We start from the raw sequence: 14,782 nt of genomic DNA, 5'->3' as shown, positions 1-14,782 counted from the left end.
CGGCTCGCCTTGGGGAGCGCCGTCACGACACCGCTTCGAGGGCGCAGACGCCCTCGGCATGGAGATGGCCGATCGCGGTGACGAGGGCGCGACGGGCAGGCTGCGCCTGTGCGCGCTCGTTCGCCGGATCGCTTGGGCGAGCCGTGCGGCCGGAGGCGAGAAGTCCCGCCGCGAGCGCGACGCCGGCCGGCATATGCGCCTCGAAGGAGTGGCCCATCAGCGAGCCGTAGGCGATGCGGGCGGCCTTCGGATAGGCGGCGTCGAGCGCCTCGGTCTCGATCTTCGCGTGATCGGCAAGACCGCTCGCGCCCGACAGGACGAGAAGATCCTCGCCGTCCATGCCCTCGGGAAGAAGCGAGCGGAAGCGGTCGGCGAAGGCCTGCGGCTCGCGCCTGCCGCGATCGGCCTTCGCCGAGAGGAGCTTGGCATAGACCTTCGCGCCGCGCTTTTGCGCGTGCTCGGGCGATTCCAGCACCAGGAAGGCGCCGACGCTGCCGATGGCGATGCCGTCCGCGCCCGGTTTGCGCGACAGGACCGGCGACCACTCCTCCTTGAGGAGAAGTTCGGCGAGATCGAAGTTGAGCAGGAGGTCGCGCCGCTCGGCCGAGAAGGAGGAGCCGACGAGGGCGATCTCGCTCTGGCCGCTCGCGATGCGGCTGCGGGTGGAATAGAAGGCCGACATGCCGGCCGCTTCCTCGCCCATGAAGGTGCGCGAGGACCCGGTCACCTTCTGGACGATGGAGATGTTGCCGGCGAGGAGGTTGGAGAGCTGGGCGAGGAACAGCGTCGGGCGCAGCTCCGTCGACAGCGTCTCGTTGATGACCGTCTCGGGCGCGTTCGACCGGCGGGCGCGCTCCATCACGAGGGCGTCCACCGCCGGATCGCGCTCGCCGCCGCCGGCGGCCACCACCATGTCGATCGTGGAGCGCGCGTCCTCGTCGAAGGGAATGCCCGCATCCTCCAGCGCGAGGCCGGCCGCATAGGTGCCGAGGCGCTGCCACAGCTCCATCTGGCGCAGGTCGCCGCGCTTGGCGATCTGCTTCGACCAGTCGATCTCGGGCAGGGTGTGCACCGAATAGGGCGCATAGTCCTCGCGCTCGATCGAGGGCTTCGGCTCGGTCTCGCCGAAGCGTGCGAGATGGACGTCGAGACCCTCTCCCAGCGAGGAGACGAGCCCGATGCCGGTCACGAGTACGTCGCGGGGAGTTTGGGACATGCGCTGACTTGCCGGATTGATGCTGGGAACGGGGACAGGCTCCCGGCCGGGCGGCCGGAAAGCGGATGCGATGGGACGGGTCAGGCGGCCTTGGCGGCCCGCAGCTCGTCGATCTTGGCGCAGAGGTTCTTCATGATGAAGTATTCCTCCGTCTCCACATCGCCGTCATTGACCTCCTGGGTCCACTTCTCGAGCGGGATCTTGATCCCGAACTCCTTGTCGATGGCGAAGACGATGTCGAGGAAATCGAGGGAGTCGATTCCCAGATCGTTGATGACATGGCTTTCGGGCGTGATCGTTTCGCGCTCGATCTCGCTCGTTTCGGCGATGATGTCGGCGACTTTGTCGAATGTGGACGACACTGAAGTCTCGCTTTTTTGGATTGGACCTTCGAAATTCGAGCGAAGCTATAGGAAATCGATACGCGCTTTGAAAGCGATCCTAGGCCTCGACCGGGGTCGGAGCCCTTCGGTTGTTCCAAGCCTGTGACCGTTTGATGACGTTTACGGTCCGTCAACCCTATTTCGAGGCGATCCGGGGCGCCTCGAAGCGCTCCTTGATGAGCGTGTCGATGCGCTCGCGTTCCATGGCGAAGGTCGAGAGGTCGTCGCCCGACAGAACCGTGTCGGCGCCGACCTTGATGCGCATCGGGTCGACCTTCTTGCCGTTCACCTCGATCTCGTAATGGAGATGGTTGCCGGTCGACAGGCCCGTCGAGCCCACATAGCCGATGACCTGGCCCTGCTTGACCCGCGCGCCGGGACTGATCCCCTTGGCGAAGCCCGACTGGTGCGAATAGGAGGTCACGTAGCCGTTGGCATGCTTGATCTTGATGTGCCGCCCATAGCCCGACTTCCAGCCGGCTTCCTCCACGACGCCGTCGGCCGAGGCGACGATGGCGGTGCCGCGGGGCGCCGCCCAGTCGACGCCCCAGTGGGGCCGCACATAGCCGAGCACCGGATGCCTGCGCCCGGTGGAGAAGGAGGAGGTGAAGCGGCCCGCGGTGATCGGCTTGCGGATCAGGAACTGGCGGGCGCTGCGGCCGTCGGCGTCGAAATAGGAGGCGTGTTCGGCGTTTTTCGGCTTGAAGCGGTAGAGCGTCTTCTGCAGGTCGCCGATCTTCAGGGAGACCGAGAGGATGTCCGACTGGTTCGTGCCCGCGCCTTCCTCGGCGTTCTCGTCCATGGTGTAGAACACCGTCAGGGCATCGGTGGGCGACAGCCTCGACTGGAGGTCCACCTCGCTCGCGAGGGTGCGGATCAGCTCCTTGCAGGTCGCCTGGTCGAACCCGTAGGCGAGACCGGCCTGGAAGAGGCCGTCATAGACCGTCGGCATGTCCGAGCGCATGGGCGCCTCGTTCGCCCGCTCGTCGAAGATCGCGGCGACGGAATCGGCCATTTCCGGGGCTTCCGCCCGGTCGAACATGCCGTCCCGGGTCTGCGCCACCGTGCCGAGATGCCGCTTGCCGCGATAGGCCGACAAGCGCACGACCTGGCGCGTCTCGCCGGCCGTCTCGATGCCGAGGCGCAGGGCGTCGCCGCTCTTCAGCTCGCCGTTCTTCAAAAGACCCGCCAGCGCCTCGCCGGCCTCTTCGCTCTCGATGCCGCGCTCGGAGAGGCCTGCCAGCGCGTCGCCGACCGTCTGGGCCTCGCGCAGCGGCAGGATCTCCTCGTAGAAGCGCGGCCAGTCGGTGGACCATTCCGACTGCTCGAAGGAGACGTTCTCCTGGATGATGCGGAAGGCCGAGCCGGGCTCGTAGTCCTCGTCGCCCTGGCTCAGGCCGAAGCGGAACGGATCGACCCGCGACAGGGAGGCGACCTGGACCGGCGTGTCGTGGAGGGACGGCAGGGTCTGGCGCACCAGACGCTCCGATTCCTCGGACGTGATCGCCGGCGCATCCTCGTAGCCGGCTTCGTCGAAGGGGAAATCGGAGAGTTCGAGCCGGATATCGGATTCGATCCGCTCGCCGTAGATCTCGGTGGAGGCGAGGGACAACCGGTCCTCCACGGCGGCCTCGGAGGGCCCGTCGGTATCGGCGAGGACCGCGATCGGATCGAAGGCCGGATAGTCCTCGGTCTTGGGATGGCGCGCTGCGAGCAGCATGTTGACGAGCGCGAAGGGACGGGTGGAGACCACCTCCCGGTCGCCCTCGCGCACGAGGGTGGAGAGTTCCACGACCTGATGGGAACTGGCGAGAGGCACGGCGGTGGCGAAGACGCGCCCGCCACGCTCGGCGATGTCGGGCGCGATGGCGGGCGCCGGACCGAAGCTTGCGAGATGGACCGGTGCCGAGACGCCGGGACCGTTTTCGAGGGCCGCCGACAGGGCGATGCCCATCAGGGCGCTCGAGGTCACGCCCGTCAGGAGCGTGCCGGCGAGCCAGCGCAGCGATACCTGTCGTCGGTCAGGCTTGCGCCGCCGATCCACCAGAAGCGGCGGTTCGTCGCCGAAAGCCAGCGTCCTGTGCGCCAAACCGTCTCGTCCCCTTGGTTCATGTGCTTCGGGGTGTCGGGCAAAAAAAGGGCAAAAGCAAGAAGGAAGGCGAGCGAAGACTGTGCATGGAACCGGGCTCGCGCAGGGTTTCTCCACCCGGCTGCGCGTTCCGCGATTGGCGCTTGCGCCGCAAGGCCTATGTTGGCCCGATGGCCGCAAGAACCGTCAGAAAAGCCCTCTACTGGACCGAGAAGCGGTGGGACCGCGTCCGGTTCAGGATCAAGCGCAAGCTCGACATGCTGGGAACCCCCATTCTTCTTCCCTTCGCCGGCATGGCGGGGGCGGAGGGGGTGTGGATCCGCGGCCGCGTGATCGAGGACAACGGGGCGATCAGCGCGCCGCCGACGCGTTCGCTCTTCGAGAACATCAAGCTGACCTTCAAGCGCTACGAGACCGACGAGATCGCCGATGCGAGGATCTTCTGGGAGATCGGCGACAAAAAGGGAGAAACGCGGACCGACATCGAAGGCTATTTCGACCTTCTCATCGACATCGATCCCGAAAGCCTCGACAAACCCGTCGATTTCGCGCGCATCGAACTGGGCAAGGCGCCGGGCTACGAGCGTGCGCAAGCGCCGATCGGCGCCGAGCTGCCGATCCGCGTCGTCTCGAGCCGCGCCGAATACGGGGTGATCTCCGATATCGACGACACGATCGTGGAGACCGGCGCGTTCAACCTCGTCAAGCACTGGCGCACCGTGGTCGCCAATTCCGCCGAGACGCGCACGGCCTTTCCCGGCGTCTCGCACTTCTACCGGGCGCTGGCGCGGGGCGCCGACGGGGCGATGACCAATCCGGTCTTCTACGTCTCCTCCAGCCCGTGGAACCTCTACGACCTGTTCGAGCGCTTCCTCGTCATCCACGACATTCCGCGCGGGCCGCTCTTCCTGAAGGATTTCGGCCTCGACGCCACGAAATGGCTGACCGGCGGCCATGACGGGCACAAGACCAAGCAGATCGAGCGCATCTTCCGCGCCTATCCCCATCTGAACTTCCTGCTCATCGGCGATTCCGGCCAGGACGACGGACGCATCTATGCCGATATCGCCGCCGCCCATCCGGGCCGGGTGCTGCAGGTGCATATCCGCGACGTGACCAAGGGGATCCTGAAGAGCCACATCACCAACGGCATCGACGAGCTTCGGGCGCTGAACATTCCCGTCACCCTCGCGCCGACCCTCTACGAGGCGGCCCGGGCGGCAGGCGATGCGGGCCTGATCACCGAAGCCGAGGTCGCCGAGGTGCGCGCCGACGTCGCCGAGCGCGAGCGCCGGGGCGAGGCGCCGGAGTGAGGCGGGGAGCGTGGCCGGGCGAGGCGTTCGAAGGGTTCGCCTGCGACGTCACTTCGCAGCCGGCCACGCACTCGGCCGGGTTGTTCTCGGCCTTCCGCGAACCAAGTCCTGCCTGATCCATTGAGTCCTGGTGCGGATCTCGAACCTGCCGCACCGCCGAGACCGATCCGATCAGACAGATGACGGGAACCCCCATGAGCGCTCGATCCGATTTCCTCGCCCTCGATGCCCGATCCAGCGATCTGGCCGAACGCTACCGGGCGGTCCGGGAGGCCTCGCGGGCCCTCGGCTCCCACCTTTCGGACGCGGACGCGACGGTGCAGTCCATGCCCGATGCAAGCCCGGCCAAATGGCATCTCGCCCACACCACCTGGTTCTTCGAGACGATGATCCTGAAGGAGCGCGTGCCGGGCTACCGCGTTTTCGACGAGAGCTACAACTTCCTCTTCAACTCCTATTACGAGACGGTCGGCGAGCGCCAGCCGCGGGCCCGGCGTGGCATGGTCACCCGGCCCTCGCTGGAGGAGGTCTTCGCCTATCGCGCCCATGTGGACGAGGCCATGGACCGGCTTCTCAGCGAGGGGCCGGACGCGGAGGTCGCCGAGCTCGTCGGGCTCGGCTGCCAGCACGAACAGCAGCACCAGGAGCTTCTCCTCACCGATATCCTGCATCTGTTCTCGCAGAACCCGCTGAAGCCGGCCTTCAAGGATCCCGGCCCGGTGGCGGTCGAGGGCGGCGAGCCGGAACCTGCGAATTTCGTCTCCTTCGAGGGCGGCATCGTGGAGATCGGCCATGACGGCGAGGGCTTCGCCTTCGACTGCGAGGGCCCGCGCCATCGTACTCTGATCGAGCCCTACCGGCTGAGCGACCGGCTCGTGACCAATGGCGAATGGATCGCGTTCATCGAGGATGGCGGCTATCGCGACCCGCTGCTCTGGCTCTCGGCCGGCTGGGCCGACGTCAAGGAGAACGGCTGGTCCATGCCCTTCTACTGGGAGAAGCGCGGCGGCGACTACTGGACGATGACCCTGCGCGGCTTCCAGCCGGTCGACCGTTCGGCGCCCGTCACCCATCTCAGCTATTTCGAGGCTGACGCCTTCGCCGCATGGGCCGGCAAGCGCCTGCCCTCCGAGGCCGAATGGGAGAATGCGGCGGCGGGCGTTCCGATGGAGGGCAATTTCGCCGATACCGGGCGGCTGCGTCCGAAGCCCGCGGGCGGGCGCGAGGAAGGCACGGGCCTTCGTCAGATGTTCGGCGACTGCTGGGAATGGACGCGCAGCGCCTTCCTGCCCTATCCGGGGTTCAAGGCCGCGCCCGGCGCGGTCGGCGAATATAACGGCAAGTTCATGTGCGGCCAGTTCGTGCTGCGCGGCGGCTCCTGCGCGACCCCGCCCGGCCATATCCGCCGCACCTATCGCAATTTCTTCCCGCCCGAGGCGCGCTGGCAGTTCACCGGCCTGCGTCTCGCCGAGGACGGATGACCGCCGTGGATGCGATGGCGGACGGCCTCGGCCAGCGCGAGGCCTTCCGCGCCGACGTTCTCGAAGGCCTGTCGAAGCCGCAGAAGACCCTGCCGAGCCGATGGCTCTACGACGATTTCGGCTCACAGCTCTTCGAGCGCATCACCGGTCTGCCCGAATATTATCCGACCCGGACCGAGACGCGCATCCTCTCAGATCATGCCGGCGAGATCGGCGCCTTCTTCGGCGAGAAGGCGGTTCTGATCGAATACGGGGCGGGCTCGGGGCTGAAGACCGAGATCGTCCTTGGCGCGCTCGACGACCCGGCCTGCTACGTGCCGATGGATATCGCGGGCGATTTTCTCGAACAGTCCGCAGACCGGCTGCGCGAGACGTTTCCCGGCCTCCTCGTGCGCCCCGTCACCGGCGATTTCACGACGGATTTCGACCTGCCCGAGGATCTTGCGAGCGAGGGTCGCGGGGCTTTCTTCCCCGGCTCGACCCTCGGCAATCTCGGCCCGACGCAGGCGCAGGCCTTTCTGCGAAGGGTTCGCGGCCATGTAGGCGAGGGCGGAGGGTTCGTCCTCGGCCTTGATCGCAAGAAGGACGTCTCGCGGCTTCTTGCCGCCTATGACGACGCGCAAGGGGTCACGGCCGCCTTCAACCTCAACATCCTGACCCGGATCAACCGGGAACTCGGCGGCACCTTCGATCTTCGCGCCTTCGAGCACGAGGCCCGGTGGAACGAGGAGGCGGCGGCCGTCGAGATGCATATTCTCTGCACGGCGGAGACCCGGGTCGCGGTCGGCGACGAGACGTTCTCCTTTGCGGCCGGCGAGACGATCCATACGGAGAGTTCGCGCAAATACGATCTCGGCGCCTTCGCGCAAACGGCGCGCGCGGCCGGATGGACGCTCGAGGCGATCTGGAGCGATGCCGAGGAGCTCTTCGGCGTCCTTGCCCTGCGCGCCCATTGACGTGATGATCGCGCCCGCATGTCGGCGGGCGCGCGGATTCGCCTCTTTCGTTTTGCGCCGCACTCGCTATGTTGGAACCATTACGAACAAGCCGGAATGAACGACCATGGTCGAACTCGCCCTCCCGAAAAATTCGACGATCAACGAAGGCAAGACCTGGGATCGGCCGAAGGGCGCGAACAATCTTCGAGAGTTCAAGGTCTATCGCTGGTCTCCGGACGACGACGAAAATCCCCGTCTCGACACCTTCTACGTGGATGTCGACGATTGCGGTCCGATGGTGCTCGACGCGCTGTTGTGGATCAAGAACAAGGTCGATTCGACCCTGACCCTGCGCCGCTCCTGCCGCGAGGGCATCTGCGGCTCCTGCGCGATGAATATCGACGGCGGCAACACGCTCGCCTGCACCAAGGGCATGGACGAGATCGACGGGGCCATCGCGATCTATCCGCTGCCGCACATGCCGGTGGTCAAGGATCTCGTGCCCGATCTCACGGTTCCCTATGCCCAGCTGCGCTCGATCGAGCCCTGGCTCAAGACCGAATCGCCCGAGCCCCAGAAGGAATGGCGCCAGAGCCATGCGGACCGCGAGAAGCTCGACGGTCTCTACGAGTGCATCCTGTGCTTCTGCTGCCAGACCTCCTGCCCGTCCTACTGGTGGAACGGCGAGCGCTATCTCGGCCCGGCCGTGCTGCTCCAGGCCTATCGCTGGCTGATCGACAGCCGCGACGAGGCGACCGGCGAGCGTCTCGACGCGCTCGAGGACCCGTTCAAGCTCTATCGCTGCCACACCATCATGAACTGCACCCAGGCCTGCCCGAAGGGGCTCAATCCGGCCAAGGCGATCGCTGAGATCAAGAAGATGATGGTCGAGCGCCGGGTCTGACACGGGGCGGCGCCGGCGGGCCGGGTCCGGTTCGGACCTCACCCTTCAAGGAGTTGAGTCGTCCCAGATGGGCCGCATCTTAGCCGAGACACATCTATAACGGGCATCCGGGTCAGGCCGGGTGCCCGTTTTTCGTTCGCATCCCCGTCCGTTCAAGCCGATTCTGACGCGATTGTCAGCCGGCGAAGCTCTTCCACTGCGCGGGGCCGATCCCATCTTCGGCACGGCGCCGCGTTTGAGGGACGGATTTCGCTCCCTCGCCGCGCGACCACGAACCCGCCAACGAGACGACCGAAGGGACGAGACGTGACGCATCTGGCCTGGGACCTCCTCCTTCTCGCATCCGGGCTGGCGCTGCTCGTCGCAGGCGGCGAGGGGCTCGTGCGGGGCAGCACCGATCTTGCAGCCAGGCTCGGCCTCTCCAAGCTCATCGTCGGTCTCGTCATTCTCGGCTTCGGAACCAGCGCGCCCGAACTCCTCGTCTCGATCCAGGCGGCCCTTGCCGGCTCGCCGGCGATCTCGATCGGCAATGTGGTCGGCTCCAACATCGCCAATGTCCTCCTCATCATCGGTCTCGTGGCACTCATCGCCCCGCTGCCCAATCGCGATCCGGCGATCCGGCGCGACGCGGCGGTGACGCTGGCCGCCTCGATCGTCATCGTGCTCCTCTTCCTGACGGGGACGATCGACCGGATCGCCGGCTTCCTGCTGTTCGGCGCTCTGCTGGTCTATGTGGCCGTCTGCTATGTTCTGGAGACGCGGCGGGCGCGGGCCTCGGCGCAGGGGGACGAGGCCGTCGAAACGGCGTCGATGTCGCCGCTTCTCGCAGGCGTGGCGGTGGTCGCAGGTGTCGCCATGCTCGTCTTCAGCGCTCGTTTCATGGTGGACGGAGCGACCGGCATCGCTCGCGATCTCGGCATCTCCGAAGCCGTGGTGGGCCTCACCATCGTCGCGATCGGAACCTCGCTGCCGGAACTTGCGACAGCGATCGTGGCCGCGCGCAAGAACGAATCCGAACTCGTGCTCGGCAACGTCTTCGGCTCCTGCATCTTCAACATTCTCTGCATTCTGGGGATCACCGCCATCATCATGCCGATCCCCGTCGACGAGCGCTTCGCCTTCGTCGACGGCCCGGTCATGATCGCGGTCGCAGCAGCCAGCGCGGTCTATCTCTTCACGCGAGGGGTGATCGGCCGCAAGACCGGGGCGGCGATGCTTCTCGCCTATGGCGGCTATCTCGTCGCCCAGGCGGGGATCTGAGCCCCGGTCGTCGGGAGACGGATCGGCCTCTTCGGGCATCGATTGGGGGGCTTTGCCCTCTCGCCCCGGCTTGCCCGAAGCCGGCGGCGGGCGTCGCAAACCGGCAACAGTTGCAGGCCGAGAAACGCCCTTGCCTCAATGTGACGCGAAACTGCCCGATTCCGACCCGATCGGTTCGGCCATGAAAACGATCCCGCTCTCCACCCTCGCGCGCGCCGTCCTTCCTCTGGCCGCAGTTGTCACGATCTCCGGCTGCGTCGGCTCCGGCAAGCCCGTCGTCGAGGAGGTTCTCGGCTCCGTCGACCTCAAGGAGCAGACCTGCCTCGCGCGCGCCATGTATTTCGAGAGCAACCGCTCGTCGGAAGAAGGCATGATGGCGGTCGGAACCGTGGTCATGAACCGGGTCGAGAGCCCGTCCTTTCCCGACGACGTCTGTTCCGTCGTCGCCCAGAACCGCCAGTTCGCCCCAGGCGTCATGACCCGCGAGATGGGGGCGGGCAAGGAGCTGGCGATGGCGAGCGCGGCACGCATCCTGCGCGGCGAGCGGCACGAGGGCGTGCGCAATGCCCGCTTCTTCCACACCGCCGGGCACAATTTCAGCTATCCGAACATGCATTACGTGGCGATCGCGGGCGGCAATTCCTTCTACGAGAAGATCGGCAAGACCCTGCGCCGCCATGCCAAGCTCGCGACCCAGGCCGATGTGAAGGCGGGACGGCCGAGCTTCGATTTCGCCGAACTGACGCAGCCCGAGGCACAGACGGGCGGGCGCGCGAGCGCCATGGCCCTCGACGATCCGGACAAGAAGCCGGCGACCAATCCCTTCATGGCCCTTTTCGGCGCACCGGCGACCTCCGGCCGATAAGCCGTCCCGCGCCGGCGCCCCCAAAACCGGCCTCGGTCTCCGTCCTTCGGGTCCGGGTGCGAAACGCCGCGTTGCGATTGCGCCTCGCCGTCTTAGATCATGCCTCCAGACAAGCGATCTCCCGTGCCGCGCGCCCGGGACGGGACTGAAGGCGAGGCTGACCGACGATGACCAGCGAAGCGACGACGAAGACGGGCGCAGCCCCCGGGGCGGGGCACTCCGTCGGCCCGATCCTGATCTCGCGCGGCGCTTCCGGCGGCGTCCACCTCGTCGACATCGTCCTCGTGCGCCCGGCCGACCGGCCGGCACCCGATCTCACGCTTAGCGATGCGGGCGCGGGGGGCGATACGGAAGGCCCCGTCGAGGCCGAATGCCTCGCCTCCCTCTTCGCCTCCAAGGTCTGGCGCTACCGGATAAAAGCCCCGGTCGAGGCCGCTATCTCCTATAGGATCGAGGGGCGGACCTATCGCATCGCCCCGTGCGGGACCGCGGATCTGCGCATCGCCTATGTCTCGTGCAACGGCCAGGAGGACGGAGACCTCGACCGCCCGCTCGAGGAACGCGACGTCATGTGGATGCGGCTCGCCGAGGAGCACACGCGCGATCCCTTCGCGCTGATCTGCGAGGGCGGCGACCAGCTCTATGCCGACGACGTCCTCGACTGCCATCCGGACATTTCCGCCTGGGAAGAGGCGCCCGAAGAGGATCGCGGGACGCTGCCGCTCTCCGCCGAGGCGCGGGAGGCCGTGCGCCGCTTCTATTTCGAGCGCTATGCGATCACCTATACGCGCCCCGCGATGGCCGCCCTCTCGGCCGAGGTGCCGGCGGCGATGATGTGGGACGATCACGATATCTTCGACGGATGGGGCAGCCATGCCGAACCGGTTCTCGACGGCCCGATCGGCCGGGGCCTGTTCGAGGCGGCGCGCGAGATGTTCCTCCTCTTCCAGCTCGGCGTCGGCGGAACGGATCTGCCCGCCAACTTCCACGACCCGTCCGGTGAGAGCCTCGGCTATACGCTCGATTTTCCGGGTCTGCGCCTCGTCGTTCCCGACATGCGCAGCGAGCGGCGCCCGACCCGCGTGATGGGACCCAAGGGATGGGCGGGGTTCGAGGCGGCCATGCGCGGCGCGCCGCCCGAGACGCGCATCCTCGTGATGTCGAGCGTTCCGGTGATGGGCCCGCGCCTGTCCTGGCTCGAATTCGTCGCCGACCACGTGCCGAAGGCGCGCGACTACGAGGACGACCTGCGCGACCAGTGGCAGAGCCGAACCCACCGCGACGAGTGGAAGCGGATGCTGACGACGATCGCCGAGACCCAGGAGAACCGGCCGAACCGGGTCACCCTCCTGTCAGGCGAGATTCATCTCGCCACCCGCGGCGAGATGAAGCTGAAGGATCGCAGCCTCGTCCACCAGCTGGTCTCCTCCGGCATCTCCCACCGGGCGCCGCCGAAGGCCTATGCGCTCGTTCTCACCCTCCTTGCCCGGCTCGGCGAAAGCCCGCTGCCCGGACGCAAGATCCGCATGCACCGCATGCCTTCGGCCCATACGATCTACGTGGAGGAGCGCAACTACATGATCCTCGCGCGCGACGGGAGCGACTGGTCGGCGGTCTGGGATCTCGAGGATCAGGGACGCACCGACCGGCTGTCGCTGGCTTGAGCCCATTCGTGGGAGAAAGGCGCCGGACCGGTCAGTAGATGCCGGGAAGGATCCGCGCCGTGCGCTCGCAATACCGGTCGTAGTCCTCGCCGAAGGCCGAGCGCATCATCGCCTCTTCCGGTCCGACCCTCAGGAAGAAGAGGGTGCCGAAGCCGACGAGCCCGGCAAGGCCGGCGATCCAGTTCGGCATGAGGAAGGCCTGGGCGAGCGCCATGGTCCAGAAGGCCGAATACATGGGATGGCGCACTCGCCGATAGATGCCGCTCGTCACCAATTTATGCTCCTCGCGCAGATCCAGCGACACCGACCACATCTTGCCGAGCGCCTTGTGGGTCAGCCGGAAGAGAACGAGGGCGAGGATCGCGAGCCCGATGCCGAGGGCGATCTGGATCGTGAGGGGCGAATAGTCGGCGAAGGCCGGAAAGCCGGTCGCGGCGTAGAGGCCGGGAACAAGACCGAGCCCGCTGAAGGAGACGAGCATGCGCAGGGTCTCGGGTCCCCCGCGCCGCGTGATCGCGACCTTGCCGCGCTTGGCCCGGCGCTCGAAGGGATAGCGGATCACGTACCAGCCGACGACCATGGCGACCCAGACGAGAATTCCAAGACCGGACGCGCTCATCGGGCGATCCTCCCTTTGGCTGCCCGGCCGGATGCGTCCTCGCGACCCGCCTGCGGATCCGTGCCGGGGGCGCAGAGGGGCGGGCGGTCGACGCTTTTAAGGGTGCGGAACGCTTCGAGGGGCGCGGGACCCAGAAGCAGCATGTGAAACGAATAGGGGCAGCGGCGCTCGACGGCGAGTACGAACTGGCGGTGCAGCCGGAAGAAGTCGCGCTTGATGCGCCGATAGGTGTCGGCCGAGACCATGTGCTTCAGGCGCAGCTTGACCACCACCGGACCCGGATCGGCGGCGATGCCGAGGGATCGGGCCGGATCGGACTTGTAGAAGTTGATCGGATCGCTCAGCGCCTGGCAGTCGGTCCAGGCAACGGCATGGTCGACGAGAATCCGGCGCACCGCCTCGCGCTGCCAGCCGGCGGCCGGATGAAGCGCCGTCTTCATGAGGCTCGAGCCGACGGTGAGGACATGCAAAGGGGTGCGTGGCGCGAACCCGTCTTCGAACGCCGCCGCGAGCGCCGGAACGGCAAGGCTCGCCCCGAGTGAATGGGCCGCGACGACGATCTCGTCCACATCGCCGCGCGCCGCCTCCGCGCTGAAGGCTTTCGAGAAGGCGGCGATACGCGCTTCGATGGCGGGGTTCGAGCGCTCGCAGAGATCGCGGGCAAGGCTCCAGTCGTCGAGGGCGACCATCAGATGCCAGCGCTTATCGGCGAGATGGAAGAGGATCGAGGCGACGACCCCGGCGATCAGCGCTCCGACGAGCCAGGTGGTGGGGCCGGGAAAGATCGTGCCGAGGGTGAGCGCGACGAAACTTGCGAGGGCGAGGATCGCGAGCGTCAGGAGAAGGGGAAACAGGAAGAAGGCGCCATAGCGCCAGGAGGTCCGGCAATAGCTGAGGAACGTTCCGTTGAAGAGGAAGGCGAAAAGCGCGGAAAAGCCCGTCGCGATCCGCTTGGCGAGCGGGCGCCCGGCATAGGCGGCGATGAGATCGTCCCAGGCGAAGAGGACGATCCGGCTGTGCGTCGCCTCCGCCCCGTCCTTTGGGGTGAGCGCTGCGCCGAGACGGTGGAACGGGCCGTCCGGCTGCATCGCAGCCTCGCCGAGCGAGGCGTCGGGGCCGGCGGTGAAGGCGACCTGGGCGCCGAAGACGGAAGCCGAGCGCTCCGCCGCCCTGCGAAAGCGCGCGATATGGGCGTCCGGCTCCATGGGCTCGTAGCCCGGAACGAGGCAGACCAGCCGCCTGGCGATCCGCGCCTCCGGTCCATCACCGCCAGTCTTGCCCATCGAGCCTCCGTCTCCCGGATCCTTGAACAGTCGTCTTTCGATGCCGGCCTGTCCGATGGCATCGCAACGGGGCTAGCGCGTTTCGCGCTCCATAAAAAGTCGAAAACGCATCCGTGTTGCCCGCAGCGACGAGGGAAGACTCACCCCGTGCCCTCGCAAGTGCCGGTTTGTGGCCCGCAGGCAAACCGGCTACAGCGAGGGTTCGAAAGACGGCATCCGGTCACGGAGCCCCTCGGTGGGGAAAGCCCGCAACGGGTGGCGCGAGGACCGCGCCGCACGATCCGCCTTGGTGCCCGTCCCCGCAACACGCATCATGCCGCAAGACGCCAGACACAAGACGCCAAGCCAGGAGAGACCAGCGCAATGACCATCCGTGTCCACAAGGGCGACCTTCCCGATCTCGACCGCTATACCGGCCCGGTGGCCATCGACACCGAGACCCTCGGGCTCGACACGCGTCGCGACCGGCTCTGCGTGGTCCAGCTCTCGCCGGGCGACGGAACGGCGGACGTGGTGCAGATCGCCAAGGGGCAGCGCGAGGCGCCGAACATCGCCGCGCTCCTGAAGGACGCCTCCCGAACCAAGATCTTCCACTATGCCCGCTTCGACGTCGCCGCGCTCTACCATGCCTTCGGCGCGATGACGGACGGCATCTTCTGCACCAAGATCGCCTCCCGTCTCACCCGCACCTATACGGACCGGCACGGGCTGAAGGATCTCGCGCGCGAGCTCGTCGGCATCGACCTGTCGAAGCAGCAGCAGTCCTC

The 14,782-nt window shown here is 66.9% G+C and carries 13 protein-coding genes (1 of these 13 cut by a window edge); 8 read left to right on the top strand and 5 right to left on the bottom strand.

Annotated features, from left to right (window positions below):
* Window positions 1-22 precede the first annotated feature (22 nt).
* The 3 genes from DYI37_RS18535 to DYI37_RS18525 form a co-directional block, all read right to left on the bottom strand.
* On the bottom strand, window positions 23-1,216 hold the full coding sequence (locus DYI37_RS18535; protein WP_116684767.1) for a beta-ketoacyl-ACP synthase: 1,194 nt from the start codon (window positions 1,214-1,216) through the stop codon (window positions 23-25).
* Between the two features lie 80 nt (window positions 1,217-1,296).
* Complete coding sequence (locus DYI37_RS18530; RefSeq protein WP_116684766.1) at window positions 1,297-1,578, bottom strand: acyl carrier protein; 282 nt, start codon at window positions 1,576-1,578, stop codon at window positions 1,297-1,299.
* Between the two features lie 157 nt (window positions 1,579-1,735).
* Complete coding sequence (locus DYI37_RS18525; RefSeq protein WP_116684765.1) at window positions 1,736-3,688, bottom strand: M23 family metallopeptidase; 1,953 nt, start codon at window positions 3,686-3,688, stop codon at window positions 1,736-1,738.
* Window positions 3,689-3,858: 170 nt separating this feature from the next.
* On the opposite strand from DYI37_RS18525, the gene DYI37_RS18520 reads away from it, so the two are divergent.
* The 7 genes from DYI37_RS18520 (at window position 3,859) to DYI37_RS18490 (ending at window position 12,113) form a co-directional block, all read left to right on the top strand.
* Window positions 3,859-5,001: an App1 family protein phosphatidate phosphatase gene (locus tag DYI37_RS18520; protein WP_158555219.1), complete on the top strand. Its 1,143-nt coding sequence runs from the start codon at window positions 3,859-3,861 to the stop codon at window positions 4,999-5,001.
* A gap of 194 nt (window positions 5,002-5,195) precedes the next feature.
* Entirely contained in the window at window positions 5,196-6,482 is a 1,287-nt protein-coding gene (gene egtB, locus DYI37_RS18515; RefSeq protein ID WP_116684805.1) for an ergothioneine biosynthesis protein EgtB, read from the top strand.
* Window positions 6,479-7,438, top strand: coding sequence for an L-histidine N(alpha)-methyltransferase (egtD, locus tag DYI37_RS18510; RefSeq protein ID WP_245414002.1), 960 nt, complete (start codon window positions 6,479-6,481; stop codon window positions 7,436-7,438). Before egtB ends, egtD begins: the two co-directional genes overlap by 4 nt.
* A gap of 106 nt (window positions 7,439-7,544) precedes the next feature.
* Entirely contained in the window at window positions 7,545-8,324 is a 780-nt protein-coding gene (locus DYI37_RS18505) for a succinate dehydrogenase iron-sulfur subunit (protein ID WP_116684763.1), read from the top strand.
* A gap of 306 nt (window positions 8,325-8,630) precedes the next feature.
* Window positions 8,631-9,584 (top strand): calcium/sodium antiporter, encoded by a 954-nt coding sequence (locus DYI37_RS18500; RefSeq protein WP_245414001.1) that lies wholly within the window; start codon window positions 8,631-8,633, stop codon window positions 9,582-9,584.
* Between the two features lie 181 nt (window positions 9,585-9,765).
* On the top strand, window positions 9,766-10,449 hold the full coding sequence (locus DYI37_RS18495) for a cell wall hydrolase (protein WP_116684762.1): 684 nt from the start codon (window positions 9,766-9,768) through the stop codon (window positions 10,447-10,449).
* Window positions 10,450-10,616: 167 nt separating this feature from the next.
* Window positions 10,617-12,113, top strand: coding sequence for an alkaline phosphatase D family protein (locus DYI37_RS18490; RefSeq protein ID WP_116684761.1), 1,497 nt, complete (start codon window positions 10,617-10,619; stop codon window positions 12,111-12,113).
* A gap of 31 nt (window positions 12,114-12,144) precedes the next feature.
* Here the strand turns inward: DYI37_RS18490 and DYI37_RS18485 are convergent, their stop codons facing one another.
* Window positions 12,145-12,732 (bottom strand): protein-S-isoprenylcysteine O-methyltransferase, encoded by a 588-nt coding sequence (locus DYI37_RS18485; RefSeq protein WP_116684760.1) that lies wholly within the window; start codon window positions 12,730-12,732, stop codon window positions 12,145-12,147.
* On the bottom strand, window positions 12,729-14,015 hold the full coding sequence (locus DYI37_RS18480) for an alpha/beta hydrolase family protein (RefSeq protein ID WP_116684759.1): 1,287 nt from the start codon (window positions 14,013-14,015) through the stop codon (window positions 12,729-12,731). The genes DYI37_RS18485 and DYI37_RS18480 overlap by 4 nt, the downstream gene beginning before the upstream one ends.
* 363 nt (window positions 14,016-14,378) lie before the next feature.
* Between DYI37_RS18480 and DYI37_RS18475 the strand changes: the two genes are divergently transcribed.
* Window positions 14,379-14,782 carry the 5' portion of a ribonuclease D gene (locus DYI37_RS18475; RefSeq protein ID WP_116684758.1) on the top strand. 220 nt of this gene lie beyond the right edge of the window, so the window shows 404 of its 624 coding nt (coding positions 1-404); its start codon is at window positions 14,379-14,381; its stop codon lies off the right edge, out of view.

The sequence above is a fragment of the Fulvimarina endophytica genome (assembly GCF_003403015.1).
GTDB lineage: Bacteria > Pseudomonadota > Alphaproteobacteria > Rhizobiales > Rhizobiaceae > Fulvimarina > Fulvimarina endophytica.
This window is presented reverse-complemented; position numbering and strand designations above follow the sequence as displayed.